Origin of the sequence: Marinomonas polaris DSM 16579, assembly GCF_900129155.1 — a bacterium.
GTDB classification, from domain to species: domain Bacteria; phylum Pseudomonadota; class Gammaproteobacteria; order Pseudomonadales; family Marinomonadaceae; genus Marinomonas; species Marinomonas polaris.
On sequence record NZ_FQVF01000003.1, the window covers coordinates 285,727 to 305,134 of the forward strand.

The following is a 19,408-nucleotide window of genomic DNA, read 5'->3' on the forward strand; positions in this document are numbered from 1 at the left end:
CTTACTAGTCAATGCTCAAAATTGGAATGGCCTCAGTCATAACACTATATGAGAACCATTCCCCTGAAATAGTCTACTAAATAATAGTGAGTTAATTATGACGGATAAAAAAACAAAAAAAATCGATTTATCTCGACGCAGCTTTATTGGGCATACTATGGTGGCATCTGGAGTATTAGCTCTAGGTGGTGGCCTTTTAGGAGCTAGTATTAATTTGGCTAATGCTGCTGAGAATTCATATGATTACATCATTTGTGGAGCAGGCTCCGCAGGATGCGTACTTGCAAATAGATTAACGGAAAACGGCGCTAGCGTACTCCTTATAGAAGCTGGCGGACCTGACAATAGTGAAAAAATATCTACTCCCATGCGTTTAATAGAGCTATGGGGGACAGTTTACGATTGGGGCTATTCAACGGTGCCACAAGAACATGCCCATGGTCGTTCACTTTATTGGCCAAGGGGGAAAGTACTCGGTGGCTCCTCTTCTCTAAATGGCATGATTTATGTACGAGGTAACGCCTCAGATTATAACCAGTGGGCAAGCGAATTCGGTTGTACCGGTTGGGACTACGACTCGATTTTGCCCTACTTTAAAAAATCAGAAGATTTTTCTGGTGGAGAAAACCACTACCATGGTGTAGGTGGTCTACTTCATGTTACTAGCGAATTCACACCCCACCCTGTTACAAAAGCAATTATAGAAGCTGCTCAACAAGCAGGATTAGCCTATAACCATGATACCAATGGAGCTTCTCAAGAAGGGGTTGCATTTACCGACCTTAATACTAGGAATGGGAAACGTGATTCAACTGCAGTCGCATTTTTACGCCCTGCTCTTGAACGTCAAAACTTGGCACTAATAACCAATGCTCGAGTTCATAAAGTAGAGATAGAGAAAGGCAGAGCGACAGGTGTAACCTATATGCAGGAAGGTAAGAAACAAACCGTCTCTGCTAAAAAAGAAGTCATAGTATGTGGTGGGGCAATTGAGAGTCCACGTATTTTAATGCTCTCTGGAATAGGTCCAAAGCAAGAACTTGAAAAGCTTGGGATTGCAGTAAAAGTTAACCTACCTGGTGTAGGTAAAAATTTACACGATCACACCCTATGCCCTGTAATTTATGAAGGAGCAAAAGAAATACCGCCACCAACAGACATGTCAATCCAGATTCTTCATGGACATTGCTTCGTAAAATCAAAAGAAAGCCTACCTGGACCTGATATGCAGCCACTATTTTTTCATGTTCCCTACTACGCACCAGAACAAGAAAAACCAACAATGAACGCATATTCTTTGTGTGCAGCAGGAGTTCGACCAACATCTCGTGGCAGCATCACTCTGCGCTCATCCGATCCCGAAGATGAAATGAACATCGATCCTCAGGTTCTACAAACGAAGAATGATGTAGATATTCTAGTCCAATCAATTAAACAAATGCGGGAAATCAACTCACAGCCTGCACTAGATGAATGGAGAGGACGAGAAATTTATCCTGGACCATCCGTTCAAACGGACGAGCAGCTGGCTGAATATGCGCGTTCGGCAGTATTATCTTACCACCACCAAAATGGCTCTTGTAAAATGGGTATTGATGCAATGTCGGTTGTAGATCCTCAATTAAGAGTAAAAGGCATCAAAGGACTAAGAGTAGCAGACGCCTCTATATTCCCTTATGTCATGGCTGGCAATACAAATGCACCTGTTATTATGGTCGCAGAGAAAGCTGCCGATATGATTAAAGCGGGTTAAACTCATTTAAGCTATCACCAATATAAGTCGTCGAACCACCCCAAAGCCGTATTTAGAGCATAAATCTAAATACGGCTTTTAAGTCAAAATCAAACTAGAATCTGATCAATTCCATAAAAAACATCTAAAAGTCAAGTTGATAATATCGACAGATAACATCGCTATTATCAACTTAATGATACTGCCTTTTTTCCTTACTATTGAATGATAAAAATTGAATAGCTGTCATTTGGCTACGACACAATAATAAAAAGAGGTATAGATACATGAAACCATCCAGCACCCGACGTATTGTCGACTTATCCGTTACCTTAGATAACAACCCCTATACCGATCCACCACCGCTATTACCTAAAATTGATTACACCGATCACCAACAAGGCTGGCCTGAAATGGCGGGTATGTTCCCAGGTCTTAAAAAAGAAGACATGCCAGGTAACGAGGCTTGGGCCGTCGAAAAAATGGTGATGAGCGCCCATAATGGCACTCATATGGACGCTCCTTGGCATTATGCGTCCACAACCGATGGCGGAAAACCCGCTTATGGCATTGACAGGTTACCTTTAGATTGGTGTTTACAAGCAGGGGTAAAATTGGATTTTCGCAATTTCCCTGATGGCCATATCATTACTGCCGCAGAAGTAGAAGCAGAGCTAAAGCGCATTAAACACGAGCTACAACCACTCGATATCGTATTGGTAAATACTCGTGCTGGCGCTATATACGGTGAAGCGGGCTATTTAGAGGCTGGCGTAGGGATGGGACGTGAAGCCACCATGTATTTATTAGAGCGAGGCGTTCGTGTGGTCGGGACCGACGCATGGAGCTGGGATGCGCCATTCAAATACACTCGTGAAAAGTTCGCTGAATCGGGTGATGCATCCATCATTTGGGAAGGCCATAAAGCTGGTCGAGATATTGGCTATGGCCAAATGGAAAAACTGTCTAACCTAGAAAGCTTACCTGCCAACGGTTTTATGGTGTCTTGCTTCCCTTACAAGATCAAAAATGGTTCCGCCGGTTTCATCCGTGCTGTCGCTATTTTTGATTAACTAGAAATTAGATTTAATCATACTAAAATAGAATGCTCAGTTTAGAGCATTCTATTTTTCTTTAATAACGGTCCATAAAAGAGACTTGTTCTTTTCGTATCTTTCCTAAAGTCGTTCAAACCGATAAGGAGTTGGGTCAATAATAGGCTCCATGTTTGAGATTAGGTCTGCCGCTAATTGCCCTGCCGCTGGCCCTGTTCCAAAACCATGCCCTGAAAAACCTGTTGCGACAGTCAAACCCGGTATGGATTTAACATGATCAATCACCGGATTTGAGTCAGGTGTGACATCAATAATTCCAGCCCATGCTTCAGCAATTTCTGCTTTTTCAAAAATAGGCCAAGCCTGTCTAAGATTGTTTAAAGCCTGCTGATTCAAGTCAGCATTAAATTGAGGGTCATTCGTTCTGATTTTTTCGAAAGGCGTACAACTTTTTCCATTCCAGCGGCGAGATAACCCTAAATCCTTGAAGAAATAACTTCCCATTGAGACATTCAGAAAACTACGCTGAGTACGAAGCTGATCAAGATATTTATGACCGATCAACATATGATCAAGTGTAATCGGAGCATCCAATTTCCCCCGTTGCGTAATGATATAACCGCCATCTTGGTGTTTACGGAAAGAGAAGTCTGGGCCACCAATGGCAATATTGGTAGGGCCTTCCATTGGTTTGGTACGCAGAACTGAACAAATTAAAGGAAGTGTTGGGAATGAAATACCAAGGTTACCTAAGAAGCGTCTTGACCAAGCGCCACCCGCTAGCAAAACTTGTTCGCAGCGAATTTCACCTTTTTCAGTAACGACTCCGCTGATTTTTCCACCTTCGGTCGACAAAGTTCGAACAGCACACTGCTGAACGATAACAGCCCCCTTTTCAATCGCGGCATTAGCAATAGCTGAAGCGGCAATTGAAGGTTCGGCATTACCATCTGAAGGGGTATAAATACCGCCAAGCCAGTTACCTTTTCCGCCCGGAGCCAATTCATCAATCTCTTGAGGAGTCACCATTCTAGAATCCAATGAAAGCGATTCTACAGACTTCAACCAGCTATTATGCATCTCAAGTTGTGCTTCTGTTTTCGCTAGAAACATAATGCCAGCTTGTTTATAACCGACATCACGCCCGACTCGACTTGGCATCTCAGCCCAGAGTTTATCAGCAGCTTGCGCCAAGGGAACATCATGTAAGTGACGGTTAGTTTTACGAATCCAGCCTAAATTGCGTGAAGATTGTTCGCCAGCAATATGACCTTTATCCAAAAGCACAACAGGTATATTTCGTTCAGCTAAAGCAAGAGCGGCAGTCACTCCAACAATGCCACCTCCAATGATAACAACGCGAGTTGAATCAGGAAGTTGATCTGGAGTCTCAACCTTTTCGAGTGTTTTTGTCATAACTTTTTTCCTGAAGGCATAGAAAGGTTAAAGTTCGTTCTAACCTCCCTTAATAAGCTGTTATTGGCCGATGATAATTTCTTCAACATTCGCGGTAGATGCACCACGATACGCAGTAACTTCGATCTCAACTTTGTAGACGGTTGAACCTAATGGAGGGCAAGTCGCTGTCGACGCAGGGTTAATCCCTTTGAATTTGGTGCCAATAAAGCCCATCACATCATGAATGTGTGCTGGGTCTTGAATAAAGACACGAGACATAACCACGTCTGCTAGAGTTGCGCCAACAGAAGCAAGAGCACGTTCGATGTTTTTAAATACTTGTTCTGTTTGATCAATTACATCTTCAGGTATTTCTTGTGTATCAGGATTACGGCCAGCAGTATTTGAAACATAAATCCAATTATCTACTGCAACCAAACGTGAGTAGCTTGCACTTTCTTCGAATTTTGAGCCTGTTTTAACTTTTACGATCTTAGTCATATGCTTTACCTAACATTAAATCTAAATAATATGGTTTGGAAAAATGAGGGTATCTGGTGAATCAGCAACAGAGCCCTATAAAAAACTTAAACGGCTTAACGCAATACAGGGACATCCCATAAGTTCAGCTTCACACCAATGCCTTTTTCAATGGCATTACGGTAGACAACCGTTGCCCATGCCACGTCTTCTACTGGCATGCCGCCCACAGAAAGAATGATAATTTCCTCCTCGTTCTCACGAGCAGGCGAGTCACCTGAAACAATTTTGCCAAGGTCTTCGATATCGTCATGGGTTAACTTGCCTTCTGCAATCATGTCCATGCAGCGAACACCCACAAGCGGAATCACGCAATGAGCAGGTTTAGGCACTTCCTCGTACCAAGCCTCATACAAACCAGTGTTATCAAGGACTTTACGAACGTCTTTTTGCTCCATGCCATCATCTAAACTACAGCTCGCAGGCATAGCTAAGAACGCACCGGGTTTCACCCACTCACGCTTAACAATTGGGTAAGTAGTTGGATCGCCAACCTCTCCAGAATTACAGTAGGAAACTAAATCTGAATCGCGAACAACGGCCTCAACACTATCGACGATTTCAATAGTCGTTACTTGCGGAAAGGTTTCTTTAACCCAATCAATAAAGCTGTCTAGGTTCTTTTGGCCACGACCTTTAACTTTAATCGTATCGACTTTAGGACAGGCCGTAATGAAGGCCGCTACGGTCGTCTTACCCATTACACCGGGACCAAGAAGACCAATGACTTTTGAGTCTTTACGAGCAAGGTAACGCGCCCCCACTCCTGGGATAGCACCGGTTCGGTAAGCGGACAGCAAATTAGCTGACATATAAGCCAAAGGCGCTCCGGTATCGATGTCATTCAAAATCATCATCAAGATAGAACGAGGTAAACCTTTCTCTCGGTTGGCGATGTTTGAGCCATACCATTTCACCCCAGACGTTTGGAAATTCCCGCCAAGATAAGCTGGCATCGCCATCAAACGACGATCTGCGGTTGGTTTTGGCATGGTAGGAAACGCAGACTCATCGGGAAAGGTAATCATGGCACCGTGAGAATCATTATTGGGGCCTGCCATACGGTAATCGCCTGTATACAAAAGCCCAAACATCTCTTCCATGGTATCCACACAACTCGGCATATCCGTTACACCAGCTTTGATCATGTCTGGCTCAGAAAGGTAAATAAAATCGATTTTAGTATTCTCGGTCATGGGTATACCTATTAAAATTTAGTTTATATTTTTATATTAATAATTATTTTTTCTAATAATAAATAAACACAAATTTAAAATATCAATATTAAATTTTTCTGAAATATTTATTATGTATGACGTAAATTATGTTTAACTCTCTTACTAATAAAAGAAATTAAAATGAAAGATTCCTCATCCTATATATAAAAAAACACCATTAACATATCCCTTTAGGGACATTTATAGCGCTTCATAGACAAGCTAAGCACTTTTCTAAGATCAACTTTGATCAAGGGACAGGCATGAGATGGATACTTGTAGTAAGAACAAATAAACGGCCGTATAAAAAAGATTGGAGATTCAATAGACATTTGGAGTTGAGAAACAACATTCCCCCTATCTATAGCCATCAAGGGCAATAAATATAACTCCCCCGCGCTAATCAACTAATGCAACATAGAACTAAATCTACAGTACGTGTAGACACCACAACGCAATGACTTAAACGGTTGAATAAGTCAGCAGTTTGCTTGATAAAACAGCTATATAAAAAATATGGAGTGCCACCATAGTTATTTTAGTTTTTTGTATTAGGATATTTATTTAACATGTTAATAATATCGATAATAAAAGGTAACTATATGACTTTCGCTCCTCGCAACTATGAACATCCTGCTCGCTTCAATAACGCTGAATGGAAAACTCGTGTCGACTTAGCGGCTATGTATCGCATTTTTGCCTACTTAAAATGGGATGAGTCTATCTATAACCATATTTCATTGCGCGTACCCGGTGAAGACAACCACTTTTTGATCAACCCATTTGGCCTTCACTATAGCGAAATCAACGCTTCAAACTTGGTAAAAGTAGATCTACAAGGCAACGTTATTGGCCATTCAGACTGGCCCATTAACCCTGCTGGTTTCACTTTTCACAGTGCGATACATGACAAAGTAGATAATGCTCATTGTGTTATGCATGTTCATACAACAGCAACACTTGCGGTATGTTGCTTAGAAGAAGGGCTTTCTTACAGTAATTTCTACTCAGCGCAACTATGGGATAAAGTCGCCTATCATGATTTTGAAGGCATCACTCTGCATATGGATGAAGGTCAGCGTATTTTGGACAGTGCTGGCGGCAAACCCTTATTAATGCTTCGTAATCATGGTCCTGTTGTAATGGGCTCAACATTGGCTCAAGCCTTTTCATTAATGTGGTTAGTAAACCGTGCCTGTGAAGTTCAAATGGCGTCGATGTCGATGGGGACAGTTCGTGAAATCCCTGAAGATATTTGTAAAAAATGCACCGCTCAATCGCTTAACTTTGATCCTAAATTTGGCGCAGGAGAAGACGTATTCGCAGCAATGAAGCGCATTGTTGAAAAACAGGATCCGTCATTCAAAAACTAAATGTTCGCTTATTGTCTGAATTTAGGCATAACAATTAAAAAATAGCCCCAAGGATATTCCAAGGGCTATTTTTACTTCTATCAGAATCAAAGTCACGACCAGTCTTTCAATAAAAATCTATGAGCAGCAATATAATATTTTTAGTGTTTTGTTATAGCTGAAAATTAATTAGCATGTTAACAATAATATAAAGATCATTATACGAAGTAGCGAGGACAGTAGTCGTATAAAGGTCGTCTTTTAGAGAATGCATAGACCAAAAAGGAATACAAAATGAACATATGTATCGTAGGTGTCGGCGCTATTGGTGGTTTCATTGGTGCTCGCCTTGCAACAAACCACAAATTTATCGTAAACGCATTAGCGCGAGGTAAAAGTTTAGCGGCTCTAAATAAACATGGCTGGCGCTTAGAACAAGAAGGAGAGCTGATTCAACGCCCATGTGTTGCCGTAGAATCTGCTAGCGATCTAGGCGTCCAAGATATAGTAGTCATTGCTTTAAAGACGCCTTCATTATCACAAGTCTTGCCAACTTTAGCGCCACTCATTGATGAGAATACACTGGTTATTTCAGCGATGAATGGTATTCCTTGGTGGTTTTTCCGAGACCTTGAAACACAATCTAATCACCCATTTCAATCAGTCAATCCTAAAGGAGCCAATGGACGGGCTATTCCTTACAAAAATATTATTGGCCTAGTAGTACATGCAGCAGCAGTTCGTTCTGAGCCCGGTATAATTCAACATAAAGCAGGAAACAGACTGCTTATTGGAGAACCTGAGGGCGGAAAATCAGACAGAGTTCAGGCACTAACAGACATTCTTAATAAAGTAGGTTTTGACTGTAATCACTCTTCTAGTATTCGTTCCGAAATCTGGTACAAGCTATGGGGAAACATGACAATGAACCCTATCAGTGCTATCACAGGTGCGACTGTAGATAACATTCTTCAAGACCCACTTGTTAGAAAATATTGCTCTGCCGTTATGAATGAAGCCGCTATATTAGGCGAAAAAATCGGCTGTCAGATAACTGAAGACCCTGAAAGTCGACACAAAGTAACTGAAAAGCTAGGTGCTATCAAAACATCTATGTTACAAGACGTCGAAAACGGAAATGCTATAGAATTGGATTCCATCTTAGGTATTATCTACGAACTCACCCAAAGACTTGAAATAGAGTCACCTAATATTGAATCTTTGTTTGGGCTGACAAGATTATTTGCCACTACGAAAGGTTTATATGAAAAAAAAGAAACATAATTCATATCTAATAATCTTTTAAAAAAAGCGCTCAATGCATATACATCGAGCGCTTTTTAATGGAATATCAACAAATATAAATAAAATATTATATTTTTTACGATTACTTTTTACTATTTATCGTATTTACATATTTTCTAAAATCAGCCAAAGCCGCTTTAGCATCAATACCACGATCAGAAACAGAGTTAACCCAAAGTTGATCAATACCTTCAGACAATTTGTTTAAATCTTTTACTCGCTGATCACTCTCAGAAAGGAAAACCACGTTCACGCCTTTTTCTTTCGCTTCTAGAATTCCGTCGTCATCAGCTTTCCCCCAAGCAGCACCAGCGAGTTGCGACAATCTTTCACCTGAAACGCTCATAATAGCCTCTTGATCTTTCTTACTAAGGCTTTCAAATACATCTTGGTTCATTACTATGCTAAACGCTGTGGTATATAAGCCTTTAGGAAACAAAGTAAGATCAGAACTAACTTCGCTTAAACGGAAGAATCTCTGCTCTTGCGCTGGTAAGAAAGTGCCATCAACAACGCCCTGCTGCATCATTTCATAAGACTTAGGTGATGGTGCAGAAACAGGGGTTACTTCAAGACGTTCAGCAAGGTCGTTAATCAATCCACCGCCAACCCGCATTTTTTTGCCTTTTAAGTCATCCAACGAATTCACTGGAAACTTAGTATGGAGCTGCCCTGGGCCATGCACAAACAAACCTAACAACTGAAAACCGTTATATTCGTCTGCTGGCTCAAAGTAGTCTTTATAGGTTCTCCACAAAGCTACAGACCCTGTCTCTGCATCGGTAATTTCACCCGGAATTTCAGCGACGCCTGATAATTTGAAACGACCAGGTAAATAAGCCTCAACACTAAAGCCGACATCATATATACCATCCTCAACCGCATCATAGATTGTTTTTGGATGTCCTGTGTAGTTTTCAACAACCACTTCAACACGACCTTCTGTGGCTTCCTCTACCCATTTTTTCCAAGTTGGCCACACAGTGGCATTTTGTGGATTTGTAGGTGGTAACCAAGTCGCTATACGTAAGGTTGTTTCAGCCGCAGCAGCTGAAAGAGAAAGTGCAGCGCCAGCTGTAACACAAAGTAGGCTTTTCTTAAAATTCATCATTTTTATTATTCCTATTATTTATGAATCATATTTTCGTCACCACCGTTCGAAGTGAGGTCAGTGACAACTCTTGCTAAAACATACGTTATCTATAAAGCAGCTCGGGTAAAAACATCGATACTTGAAAGACAAAGACAATGATCAGAAGTCGAATAATATCAACACACCAAAATGGCGTTACTCCCTTAAATATTGTTCCCGCTTTAACATCTTTTAACACCGCGCTAAGTACAAAGACATTCATCCCCACTGGTGGCGTAATTAAACTAATCTCAGTTACCACCACAACAACAATACCGAACCAGACAAGGTCAAAACCTAAACTTGCTACCAAAGGATAGAAAACAGGCACAGTAAGTAACAGCATCGAAAGGCTTTCGAAAACCATGCCCAAAACGATGTAAATACATAAAATAATGAGGATTACCACAATCGGCGCGACATCTAATGACGTGACAAAATTTAATAACGCATCAGGTAAGCCTGCGCGATTAATAAAATCTGAGAAAATAAGCGCACCAATTACCACACTAAACAGCATAGCCGAGGTCCTTACTGTATCTATCAGAGTTTCGTATAGACCTGAAAAGCTTAAGCTACGACGTGCAAATCCAATCAATAACGCGCCTCCCGCACCGATACCCGCCGCTTCTGTTGGCGTAAAAATACCTAAATAAATACCGCCCATGACGATGGTAAACAGCATCAAGACACCCCAAATTCCTCTTAGGGCAATCATGCGTTCTTTAAAAGTCATGCGTTCACCTGCAGGACCTTCAGCTGGATTACGCCAAACTACATAACGCACTGCGGCCATATACAGCAAAATGCCTAACATGCCAGGTATAAAGCCTGCCGCAAACAACTCTCGAATACTGGACTCTGTTAGTAAGCCGTAAATAACTAAGATGACGCTCGGTGGAATCAAAATACCTAAAGTTCCGCCCGCCGCTATAGACGCTGTCGCTAAGCTATCGGAATAGCCAAACTTGCGCATCGGTGGCATTGCCACTTTTGCCATGGTTGCGGATGTTGCCAAACTAGAACCACAAATAGCGGAAAAACCACCACAAGCCAGGACAGTAGACATAGCAAGACCACCTTTGCGATGACCTAAAAAAGCATAAGATGCGTTATACAATTCTTGCGAAAGGCCGGATCGAGTGACTATATTGCCCATCAAAATAAACAAAGGTATTACTGATAGGCTATATTCCTGCACGGTTTCAACAACTCTACTGGACGCCAAAGTAAGAGACGCGGTCCAGCGAAACGAAAATAAATTGTCAAAACCAAGCCCTTGCAACATAGCAAAACCGAAGAAACCAACAATTCCCATCGCAAAGGCAATTGGCATACGTAAAATTAAAATCAAAAAGAGCAGTACGGCAAAACCAATAAATACAACTGACACGTTATTCTCCAACCGACTGTGAAACGTTTTTATCTTTCAATACGCAATAAGCACCATAGGTCAGCATGCATGCAGCCGTTACCCAACTCATTAGCGCAATATATTGAGCGATATAACCTGCTGGTAATCCAAGATACTCAGTAAGCTCGCCGCGACTAAGAGAGCGTTCGGCTAACTGATAAATGCGAACAGCTAGAAAATAAAACGAAGTAGAAATAATAAAAACGGAGAAAATAGCGAGAATTTTGATTATACGATTTCCTAAGACTTGATCCAAAAGATCAACAACAACATGACTACCTCGCCAAGTAATAATAGGCATTTGAGCAAATACCATAATAGCTAAACCAATTTGCGTCAGCTCAACAGCGCCATCAATAGAATTATTAAAAAGATAGCGGCCAACCACATCAAAACAAGTCAGCAGTACGAGCAATAACAATACCGTTGCAGCAACTCCCTCTAATGTTAAACCAATCCATCGGTAGACATTGGGTTCTGGATATTGCTTCTTCATCCATCCACTTAATTGCATGGAAACTCCTAATTGATACTCTAATTATTATTTTTATTTAGTTATCATGTTAACTAAATGATCGTAAAAATAAAATCGCTTTTGATTAAAAAATTAATCTACGCAGCGATAATTAAATCACCTATAAAACTTCAAAGATTTGCAGCTCAACCAAGTTCGGTCGACGTATTCCAGTACCGACAAAAACACGTTCGGTTATCCATTGCATCGATGGCGAACTTGTTTCAAAAACAGGATGGCAACGAAAATAAATCAACTCTGGGGCTACCGGTTCACCAATTTTTATCTTTTGCGTTATTTCCGCAGATGCCACACGAATGGCTTTATTATTAATATAAATCAATTCACCGTTATCTAACTCGATGGCATATTGCGCATCGAGATGAGTTAATCTAGGAGTCAATATTAATTGATAGTCTGCCCCACCTCGCAGCACTTTTCCTTGCCAACCATTACCTTGTACCGTTCCTCCAGTAATAGGAATGACTCGGCGTTCACCATGAACTGAAACACCCACTTCCTGAGGCGCATCAATCTCCACTTTTAACGTCGCAAAATATTTTAACTCTGGGGCATGTATCATGAATGTCTCCTAACCTCTCAAATTACAAACGGCTTTTACCATAGGTAAAAGTGCCATTCTCGACCGATGCTTGAGGCTTAGGAACAGCAGCACCAGTTTGTGGCGAAACAGGGAAGATTGCATTGATTTGTCCAGTACCGGATGCACCAAAGTAAGGAGTCAGCACTTCCACTTTCTCATCATATTCAGACCACCCTAGCGCACCAAGCAACATAGCGGTATCGTGCATAAAACCTTCACCGTGACCTTTGGCTGCGTATTCAGGCAACATCTCGCAGAAAGTATTCCACTCGGCGTTTTCCCACATTCTCACCACAGATTCATCTAAAGACTCTAAGAAAGGGCTCCAAATTTTATGGGCAAAATCGGGGGCACTGCCATTTTGAGCAAATCGATGAGACAAAGAACCACTTGCTAAAATAGCGACGTTGCCATCGTAATGTTTTTCAATAGCTTCACGCAGCGCCCAACCAAAACGAGCGGAATCGTTAAGATAATGTACGGTTAATAAGGCAGAAACAGAAATAACTTTGAAATGCAGGTCTTGGTTCATATAGCGCATTGGCACTAGTGTGCCGTATTCTGGTGCAAGCGTGGTGTCATCATGAGCGAGAGTTTCAACACCTTGCTCATTACAAACTTGAGCAATAATTTTACCCAGCTCAGGGTTTCCGTTCACTTCGTAAGGCATATTCTTAATAAAATGCGGTAACTCGTTACTAGTGTAAGTGCCTTTAAAATGCGGCGCACAATTGATGTGGTAATTGGCATTTACCAACCAGTGCGTATCAAAAACAATAATAGTATCGACATTTAATTCTTTGCAACGGCGTGCAATTTCATAATGTCCATCAATAGCAGACTGTCGAGTCCCTTTACGAGGGCCGTCTAGTTCTGAAAGATACATGGAAGGAACATGTGTAATTTTTGCGGCTAATGCTAACTTACCCATTGGTAAAACCTCTTTACTTCTCACGCTCTACTTAAAAAGAGCGTGGATATTATTTTTATTGAATTTAAGAACTGGATCCAACTCTGTCAGTTCAAAAGAAATCTGACAATAGCTGTTATCTGTGATCGGCTTCATCCATTCGCAAAAGATAGAAAATACCTTTTCTGCAACCTCTTGACGCACTTCCATACTGCGTCCGTGACCTATTTTTAGGTTCAAATTTATCAACGCGAAATCATCGCGCCCATCCGCCACACGAAAATGATCACAACAAATCGCTCGGCTACGCACACCACCAAGAGGAAAGTGCCCTGTTGAGACAATGTATTCATGCAGTGCTTTAAACACTGGCTGAAAATCTAATCGATCTTCTAAATTTGCTGAATATTCAAAAACAAAATGAGGCATATAAATGCTCCAACAAGAACGAGGGAATAACTCCCTCGCCAATATTTAAACTACACACCCCATTTAGGGATGTGATGAGAGCCTAGGCTAATACATACATTTTTAGGCTCACAAAACACTTCAAAGCTATAATCACCGCCTTCACGGCCAGTTCCAGACCCTTTCACACCACCAAAAGGTGTACGAAGATCTCGAACGTTTTGGCTATTTACAAACAACATGCCCGCTTCGATATTACGACCAATGCGGTGTACCTTACTGACATCTTGAGTCCATAGGTAAGAAGCAAGACCGTAGTCGTTGTCATTTGCCATGCGAACCACATCAGCTTCATCTTTAAAAGGAATCAATACTGCAACCGGGCCAAAGATTTCTTCACGAGCAATACGCATATTATTGGTAACATCACGGAAAACCGTTGGACGAACAAAATGGCCATTTTTAAGGTGTGCAGGGAGCTCATTAACCGGTTTATCTGGACCACCAGCAATTAATTTAGCGCCTTCTTCCATGCCGATACGGATGTAACCCGTCACTTTTTCCCAATGCTGCTGACTAATCAAAGCCCCTACTTGAGTGTTCATATCAGATGGATCACCCACCTTGATGGCATCAGCACGTTTCGCAAAGTCTTCACAGAATCGATCGTAGATAGACTCTTGAACGAAGATACGAGAGCCCGCAGTACAACGCTCGCCATTGATAGAGAAGATGCCAAATACAGCGGCATCCAAAGCACGATCGTAATCGCAATCATCAAAAATCATCACTGGAGATTTGCCGCCAAGTTCCATGGAGAATTTCTTAAGACCGGCACTAGCGATGATGTGTTTACCAGTAGACGTACCACCAGTGAAGGAAATTGCACTCACATCATCATTGGTAATTAATGCGTTACCCGTTGTTGAACCAAAGCCATGCACAATATTAAATACACCTGCAGGAATGCCCGCTTCTAGTGCAAGTCTGCCAAGAAAATCTGTTGTCAAAGGCGACAATTCAGATTGTTTCATCACGGCAGTATTACCTAACGCTAAACAAGGTGCCGTTTTCCACGTACCAGTCATGAAAGGTACGTTCCAAGGCGAAATAAGCGCGCAAACACCTGTTGGAGAATACAAGGTGTAGTTAAGCATTTGGTCATCCACTGGATAAGTATGACCATTCATTTGCTTCGCTTTTTCTGCAAAGAAATAAAAATTATTAGACGAGCGTGGTACCAAGGCATTTTGCGTTTGATAAATAGGCAAACCTGTGTCGGCAGTTTCTAATTGCGCAATTTCTTCAACGTTTTGAGCAATCAAATCGCCTAGTTTTTCAATAATTTTAGAACGTTTAGCAACCGGCATGTTTGCCCAAGCTGGAAAAGCATCTTTAGCTGCCTGAACCGCAGCAGCAACTTGTTCTGGTGACGCATGAGCGACTTCCGCCAACACTTCGCCGGTGGCCGGATTAAAAGTTTGAAAGGTCTCTTTACTTTCAACCCATTTACCGTTTATCAAGTTCTTAATCATTTTTCTTTACTCTCCTGACAAGGAACCGAACGAGAATGCCTCGACATCGATTTAGTTAACATGTTAAATAAATTAAACTTAACATGTATAGTATGTCAAGCACACTTATCATCAATGGAATGCATTTAGTTAAAAGGTATGGATATAGAAAAAATTGGAATATTTATTGCATAAATTGACATTTGTCATAGATGTGAAATTATCACGGACGTGCCCTATCAAATAACCGACAATAAACGGGAGCGCATTAAAATGGTAAACACTAGCCTGAATAAAATTTTGCCGTCGCTTATTAATAGCATTGGTCAGCGTCATTTCTATGACCAAGTTGTCTACTCAATAAAAGCCTTAGACCCTATATCCAATATAAGAATTGTTAGCTATTCAAAAACAGATCACCCCGTTTTCCTAGGTGACTATCCGATGTCAGAAATTGACAAAGTGTACTGCGAATCCGCGTACTTACTGGATCCTATCTATGACACAATTTACGGCAAAAATCAGAAAGAACTCGTTACCTTAGACAGTCTCGTCAATGATGATTTTCGTAATTCCATTTACTATGACACTTTTTATCAACGCCTTGATTGGTGCAATGAAACTAACATTGTTATTGGCACTAACGACGACACTAAAATCTGTATCGCTTACTCGACTAAGGACAATGATTTATCCCTAAAAGCTGTCCATAAAGAACTCACGCCTTGTATAAACTCTATCAAAGCGGCCATCTTGACCCATGAACGTGTTGGAAGTCTGCTACAGCAAAGCCAACCTATAGAACATGAAAGCCTCACTCATAAAAGTCGTCACTCTCATCTTGATGAACTCAATCTGACTAAACGAGAGAAAGAGATTGTTGGGTTAATTTTGGAAGGCATGTCTTCCGTTTCGATTGCAGAAAAATGTTTTGTTTCAGAAGGAACAGTCAAAAACCACCGCAAAAACATCTATCGAAAGCTGAATATCAAATCACAAGCAGAACTATTTCGTAACTTCATCCAATAAATCAACACCCACATTGCAAAGCTATGTATTGACAAGAAGCGTTTTTTACGAAAGTATAGTTAACATGTTAACTATACTTGGTGAAAATAAACATGTTTCATTACAGACAAAAAGAATCAAATGACGTGGTATCAAAAACAGCAGATGCCAGCTATGAAATCAGGTTAGACGACACCATGCTTCCACCAACATCTGGAAGTGTAATTGGCGTAGCTCTAAATAATAAAGCCTTAGCTAAATCTTTAGAGCAAGTCTTCAACGAAAAGCCACACGTTCAACCACCCAAAACCCCTGTTTTACATATTAAAACAGACAATACTCACATTGGTTATGCTAACAGCATCAAGGTACCAAGCGATAAAGGTGCGATTTATGCGGGCCCATCATTAGGTATCGTTATTGGTAAAAAGGCCACTCGTGTTGATGCCAGCAACGCCTTAGATTTCGTTGCAGGTTTTACTGTTGTAAACGAAGTAAGCCTAGCTGAAACATCTTTCTACCGACCAGCAGTAAAAGCAAAATGCCGCGACACTTTCTGCCCTATTGGCCCATGGACAGTAGACAAAGAAACCGTCAGAAAACCCAATAATTTGAGCATCAAGACATTTGTTAATGACGCTTTAGTGCACGAGACAAATACTGATCAATTGATTTACTCAGTTGAAGAAGTAATAAGCTACATCAGCAGTTTCATGACGCTAGAAGCTGGAGACATCATCATCGCAGGCACGCCTGAACGCACACCAGATTTAGAAATTAAACCAGGTGATAGTGTCATGATCGACATCGAAGGCGTCGGCCGCCTAGTCAACCCAGTAGAACAAGAATAGGAAGCAGTCATGAAAAGCGCTCGTATACTTTTTAATAATGAAACATTAGCCGTCACGGTTAACGAACAAGATCAAGTGGTTACTCAGCAAGGTAAGATTCTAGAAGAAGGGTCTTTCACTTGGTTACCACCTTGCGAAGGCAAAATGTTTGTATTAGCCATCAATTATGCCGATCATGCCGCTGAACTTTCTTTCGCAGCACCAGAAGAACCATTGGTATTTTTGAAAAGCAAAAATTCACTCATTGGTCACGATCAAAAAACCTACCGCCCCGACAATATTGATTACATGCACTATGAATGTGAGCTCGTTGTGGTCATCGGCAAAGAAGCAAAAAATGTCTCTAAAGAAGACGCAATGGACTATGTAGGCGGCTATACCGTTGGTAATGACTACGCCATTCGTGACTACTTAGAAAACTATTACCGCCCTAACCTACGCGTAAAAAGCCGTGATACTTGTACTCCAATTGGCCCATACATTATTGACGCAAAAGATATCAAAGACCCTCATAACCTAATGCTACGCACCTATATCAACGGTGAGCTAAAGCAAGAAGGTAATACTAAAGATTTGGTGTTCAACATCCCTCATTTGATCGCCTATTTAAGTGACATTATGACGTTAACACCTGGCGATATGATCTTTACAGGTACACCAGAAGGGCTAGCCGATGTTAAACCTGGAGATGTGGTAATAACGGAAGTAGAAGGCGTTGGTATCCTCAAAAACACCATTATTTCTGAATCAGAATACCTAAACAATTTAAATAATTAAGGGTGCAATATGCTTTCAAACGACATTATTACTTCTTGTGCGAACAGACTTAATCAGGCAGAAAAAGAACGTGTTCAAATTCGTCAAATTTCACTGGATTACCCAGATATCACGATTGACGATGCCTATGCCATTCAACGCGAATGGGTACAAATGAAGCTGAATGAAGGCCGTAAAGTTATTGGTCATAAAATTGGCCTAACCTCACGAGCGATGCAAATGAGTTCACAAATAGATGAGCCAGATTACGGCACCTTGCTTGATGACATGCTGTACTACGATGGCTGTGAAATCGAAACAGACAAGTTCATTGTTCCGCGTATCGAGGTCGAACTGGCGTTCGTTTTAAAAAAACCGTTGAGAGGGCCAAACTGTACAATTTTCGATGTTTATAACGCAACGGATTACGTTATTCCTGCACTTGAGCTAATTGACGCCCGCAGCCAATCGATAGACCCTGAAAGCAAACGTCCCCGCAAAGTCTTTGATACCATCGCAGACAACGCGGCCAATGCAGCTATCATTTTAGGTGGACGTCCAATAAAAATCAGTGAAATGGATTTACGTTGGGTATCAGCCATTATGCAACGCAACGGCATTATTGAAGAAACTGGTGTTGCTGCAGGCGTATTAAACCATCCTGCCAACGGTGTTTCATGGCTTGCTAATAAACTTGCGCCCTTTGATATTGAGCTTGAGCCGGGACAAATTATTCTTGGTGGTTCTTTTACTCGCCCAATAGCTGCCCGCAAAGGCGATACGTTCAACGTGGACTATGGCCCACTTGGTTCAGTATCTTGTCATTTTGCTTAGGAGATAGACATGTCTGCGCCTAAAAACATCTTCAAATTAGCGCTCAAAAACCGTCAGCCACAAATTGGTCTGTGGCTAGGTTTGGCCAACAACTATACCGCTGAGCTAATTGCGAGTGCAGGATTTGATTGGCTATTAATCGACGGTGAACACGCACCAAACACCCTGCAAACCATGGTAGGACAGCTGCAAGCCATCGCGCCTTTTGCTAGCCACCCAATTGTGCGCCCTGCTTGGGCCGATCATGTTGCGCTTAAGCAAATACTTGATCTTGGCGTGCAAACGGTATTGGCTCCTATGGTCGACAACGCAGAGCAAGCGGCTCAAATAGTCAAAGCAACTCGCTATCCACCAGCGGGAATTCGTGGAGTTGGTAGTGCTTTAGCACGTGCTTCTCAGTTCAATCGAACCCCTGACTACTTGACTACCGCCAATGATGAAATTTGTGTGTTGGTTCAAATCGAATCTCTTCAAGCAGTCAAAGAACTGGATAACATTCTTGCTGTAGATGGTGTTGATGGTGTCTTTATTGGACCAGCTGACCTAAGCGCATCGCTTGGATACATTGGACAGCCTAACCATCCAGAGGTCGTCAAAGTGATTGAGCAAAGTATTGCTAAAATCATTGCGGCTGGAAAAGCGCCTGGCATTCTCATGGCAGACAAAACACAAGCGAAACATTACTTGTCGCTTGGCGCATTATTTGTCGCTGTAGGCAGCGATACAGGCTTACTAATGAACAGCACTAAGGCTTTGGTGAATGAGTTCAAAACCGAACAAAATTCCCATGAAGGAACAACAGCATCCGTCTATTGAGTGCTGATTGTAATCTAAACTATTGCATATCTGCCTGCTGGTTTAGAG

General features: G+C 41.5%; 19 protein-coding genes. 9 read left to right on the top strand and 10 right to left on the bottom strand.

Features of this window, described 5'->3' with window-relative positions; all coding sequences use genetic code 11:
* Nucleotides 1–97: 97 nt before the first annotated feature.
* Together BUA59_RS03370 and BUA59_RS03375 are read left to right on the top strand one after the other, a co-directional pair.
* The gene (locus tag BUA59_RS03370) at nucleotides 98–1,753 is read left to right on the top strand and encodes a GMC family oxidoreductase (RefSeq protein WP_245813086.1); all 1,656 of its coding nucleotides are present in this window, start codon (nucleotides 98–100) and stop codon (nucleotides 1,751–1,753) included.
* Nucleotides 1,754–2,019: 266 nt separating this feature from the next.
* A complete protein-coding gene (locus BUA59_RS03375; protein WP_072838310.1) occupies nucleotides 2,020–2,805 on the top strand; it encodes a cyclase family protein in 786 nt (261 codons plus the stop codon).
* Between the two features lie 105 nt (nucleotides 2,806–2,910).
* Here BUA59_RS03375 and BUA59_RS03380 read toward each other — a convergent pair whose 3' ends face one another.
* From BUA59_RS03380 to BUA59_RS03390, 3 genes are all read right to left on the bottom strand, one after another.
* Complete coding sequence (locus BUA59_RS03380; protein ID WP_072838311.1) at nucleotides 2,911–4,203, bottom strand: NAD(P)/FAD-dependent oxidoreductase; 1,293 nt, start codon at nucleotides 4,201–4,203, stop codon at nucleotides 2,911–2,913.
* Between the two features lie 60 nt (nucleotides 4,204–4,263).
* Entirely contained in the window at nucleotides 4,264–4,686 is a 423-nt protein-coding gene (locus BUA59_RS03385; RefSeq protein WP_072838312.1) for a RidA family protein, read from the bottom strand.
* A 95-nt stretch (nucleotides 4,687–4,781) separates the two neighbouring features.
* Entirely contained in the window at nucleotides 4,782–5,921 is a 1,140-nt protein-coding gene (locus BUA59_RS03390) for an ornithine cyclodeaminase family protein (protein WP_072838313.1), read from the bottom strand.
* Nucleotides 5,922–6,544: 623 nt separating this feature from the next.
* Between BUA59_RS03390 and BUA59_RS03395 the strand changes: the two genes are divergently transcribed.
* Both BUA59_RS03395 and BUA59_RS03400 read left to right on the top strand, forming a co-directional pair.
* Nucleotides 6,545–7,315, top strand: coding sequence for a class II aldolase/adducin family protein (locus tag BUA59_RS03395; protein WP_072838314.1), 771 nt, complete (start codon nucleotides 6,545–6,547; stop codon nucleotides 7,313–7,315).
* 273 nt (nucleotides 7,316–7,588) lie between these two features.
* Entirely contained in the window at nucleotides 7,589–8,578 is a 990-nt protein-coding gene (locus BUA59_RS03400) for a 2-dehydropantoate 2-reductase (RefSeq protein WP_072838315.1), read from the top strand.
* A 103-nt stretch (nucleotides 8,579–8,681) separates the two neighbouring features.
* Here the strand turns inward: BUA59_RS03400 and BUA59_RS03405 are convergent, their stop codons facing one another.
* The 7 genes from BUA59_RS03405 to hpaE form a co-directional block, all read right to left on the bottom strand.
* On the bottom strand, nucleotides 8,682–9,710 hold the full coding sequence (locus BUA59_RS03405; RefSeq protein ID WP_084122114.1) for a TRAP transporter substrate-binding protein: 1,029 nt from the start codon (nucleotides 9,708–9,710) through the stop codon (nucleotides 8,682–8,684).
* Nucleotides 9,711–9,795: 85 nt separating this feature from the next.
* Nucleotides 9,796–11,124: a TRAP transporter large permease gene (locus BUA59_RS03410; protein WP_072838316.1), complete on the bottom strand. Its 1,329-nt coding sequence runs from the start codon at nucleotides 11,122–11,124 to the stop codon at nucleotides 9,796–9,798.
* A gap of 1 nt (nucleotide 11,125) precedes the next feature.
* On the bottom strand, nucleotides 11,126–11,659 hold the full coding sequence (locus BUA59_RS03415) for a TRAP transporter small permease (RefSeq protein WP_072838317.1): 534 nt from the start codon (nucleotides 11,657–11,659) through the stop codon (nucleotides 11,126–11,128).
* Between the two features lie 121 nt (nucleotides 11,660–11,780).
* Nucleotides 11,781–12,242, bottom strand: a complete 462-nt coding sequence (locus BUA59_RS03420) for a DUF3237 domain-containing protein (protein ID WP_072838318.1) — start codon at nucleotides 12,240–12,242, stop codon at nucleotides 11,781–11,783.
* A gap of 22 nt (nucleotides 12,243–12,264) precedes the next feature.
* Nucleotides 12,265–13,194 carry a 3,4-dihydroxyphenylacetate 2,3-dioxygenase gene (hpaD, locus tag BUA59_RS03425; protein ID WP_072838319.1) on the bottom strand — a complete coding sequence of 310 codons (930 nt, stop codon included), beginning with the start codon at nucleotides 13,192–13,194 and terminating at the stop codon, nucleotides 12,265–12,267.
* Nucleotides 13,195–13,221: 27 nt separating this feature from the next.
* Nucleotides 13,222–13,602, bottom strand: a complete 381-nt coding sequence (locus BUA59_RS03430) for a 5-carboxymethyl-2-hydroxymuconate Delta-isomerase (RefSeq protein WP_072838320.1) — start codon at nucleotides 13,600–13,602, stop codon at nucleotides 13,222–13,224.
* Between the two features lie 50 nt (nucleotides 13,603–13,652).
* Nucleotides 13,653–15,116: a 5-carboxymethyl-2-hydroxymuconate semialdehyde dehydrogenase gene (gene hpaE, locus BUA59_RS03435; protein WP_072838321.1), complete on the bottom strand. Its 1,464-nt coding sequence runs from the start codon at nucleotides 15,114–15,116 to the stop codon at nucleotides 13,653–13,655.
* Nucleotides 15,117–15,368: 252 nt separating this feature from the next.
* On the opposite strand from hpaE, the gene BUA59_RS03440 reads away from it, so the two are divergent.
* The 5 genes from BUA59_RS03440 (at nucleotide 15,369) to hpaI (ending at nucleotide 19,360) form a co-directional block, all read left to right on the top strand.
* Nucleotides 15,369–16,124, top strand: coding sequence for a helix-turn-helix domain-containing protein (locus BUA59_RS03440; protein ID WP_072838322.1), 756 nt, complete (start codon nucleotides 15,369–15,371; stop codon nucleotides 16,122–16,124).
* 92 nt (nucleotides 16,125–16,216) lie between these two features.
* A complete protein-coding gene (locus BUA59_RS03445; protein ID WP_084122118.1) occupies nucleotides 16,217–16,954 on the top strand; it encodes a fumarylacetoacetate hydrolase family protein in 738 nt (245 codons plus the stop codon).
* A gap of 9 nt (nucleotides 16,955–16,963) precedes the next feature.
* Nucleotides 16,964–17,731 (top strand): fumarylacetoacetate hydrolase family protein, encoded by a 768-nt coding sequence (locus tag BUA59_RS03450; RefSeq protein ID WP_072838323.1) that lies wholly within the window; start codon nucleotides 16,964–16,966, stop codon nucleotides 17,729–17,731.
* A 9-nt stretch (nucleotides 17,732–17,740) separates the two neighbouring features.
* Nucleotides 17,741–18,544 (top strand): 2-oxo-hept-4-ene-1,7-dioate hydratase, encoded by an 804-nt coding sequence (hpaH, locus tag BUA59_RS03455; RefSeq protein ID WP_072838324.1) that lies wholly within the window; start codon nucleotides 17,741–17,743, stop codon nucleotides 18,542–18,544.
* A gap of 9 nt (nucleotides 18,545–18,553) precedes the next feature.
* Nucleotides 18,554–19,360 (top strand): 4-hydroxy-2-oxoheptanedioate aldolase, encoded by an 807-nt coding sequence (hpaI, locus tag BUA59_RS03460; protein ID WP_072838325.1) that lies wholly within the window; start codon nucleotides 18,554–18,556, stop codon nucleotides 19,358–19,360.
* Nucleotides 19,361–19,408 lie beyond the last annotated feature (48 nt).

Coding starts and splice junctions, on each gene's coding strand:
- BUA59_RS03440 (WP_072838322.1), top strand. CDS start 15,369: ATGGTAAACACTAGCCTGAATAAAATTTTGCCGTCGCTTATTAATAGC.
- hpaI (WP_072838325.1), top strand. CDS start 18,554: ATGTCTGCGCCTAAAAACATCTTCAAATTAGCGCTCAAAAACCGTCAG.
- BUA59_RS03395 (WP_072838314.1), top strand. CDS start 6,545: ATGACTTTCGCTCCTCGCAACTATGAACATCCTGCTCGCTTCAATAAC.
- BUA59_RS03405 (WP_084122114.1), bottom strand. CDS start 9,710: ATGATGAATTTTAAGAAAAGCCTACTTTGTGTTACAGCTGGCGCTGCA.
- BUA59_RS03415 (WP_072838317.1), bottom strand. CDS start 11,659: ATGCAATTAAGTGGATGGATGAAGAAGCAATATCCAGAACCCAATGTC.
- BUA59_RS03445 (WP_084122118.1), top strand. CDS start 16,217: ATGTTTCATTACAGACAAAAAGAATCAAATGACGTGGTATCAAAAACA.
- BUA59_RS03400 (WP_072838315.1), top strand. CDS start 7,589: ATGAACATATGTATCGTAGGTGTCGGCGCTATTGGTGGTTTCATTGGT.
- hpaD (WP_072838319.1), bottom strand. CDS start 13,194: ATGGGTAAGTTAGCATTAGCCGCAAAAATTACACATGTTCCTTCCATG.
- BUA59_RS03450 (WP_072838323.1), top strand. CDS start 16,964: ATGAAAAGCGCTCGTATACTTTTTAATAATGAAACATTAGCCGTCACG.
- hpaH (WP_072838324.1), top strand. CDS start 17,741: ATGCTTTCAAACGACATTATTACTTCTTGTGCGAACAGACTTAATCAG.
- BUA59_RS03385 (WP_072838312.1), bottom strand. CDS start 4,686: ATGACTAAGATCGTAAAAGTTAAAACAGGCTCAAAATTCGAAGAAAGT.
- BUA59_RS03390 (WP_072838313.1), bottom strand. CDS start 5,921: ATGACCGAGAATACTAAAATCGATTTTATTTACCTTTCTGAGCCAGAC.
- BUA59_RS03370 (WP_245813086.1), top strand. CDS start 98: ATGACGGATAAAAAAACAAAAAAAATCGATTTATCTCGACGCAGCTTT.
- BUA59_RS03430 (WP_072838320.1), bottom strand. CDS start 13,602: ATGCCTCATTTTGTTTTTGAATATTCAGCAAATTTAGAAGATCGATTA.
- BUA59_RS03375 (WP_072838310.1), top strand. CDS start 2,020: ATGAAACCATCCAGCACCCGACGTATTGTCGACTTATCCGTTACCTTA.
- hpaE (WP_072838321.1), bottom strand. CDS start 15,116: ATGATTAAGAACTTGATAAACGGTAAATGGGTTGAAAGTAAAGAGACC.
- BUA59_RS03420 (WP_072838318.1), bottom strand. CDS start 12,242: ATGATACATGCCCCAGAGTTAAAATATTTTGCGACGTTAAAAGTGGAG.
- BUA59_RS03380 (WP_072838311.1), bottom strand. CDS start 4,203: ATGACAAAAACACTCGAAAAGGTTGAGACTCCAGATCAACTTCCTGAT.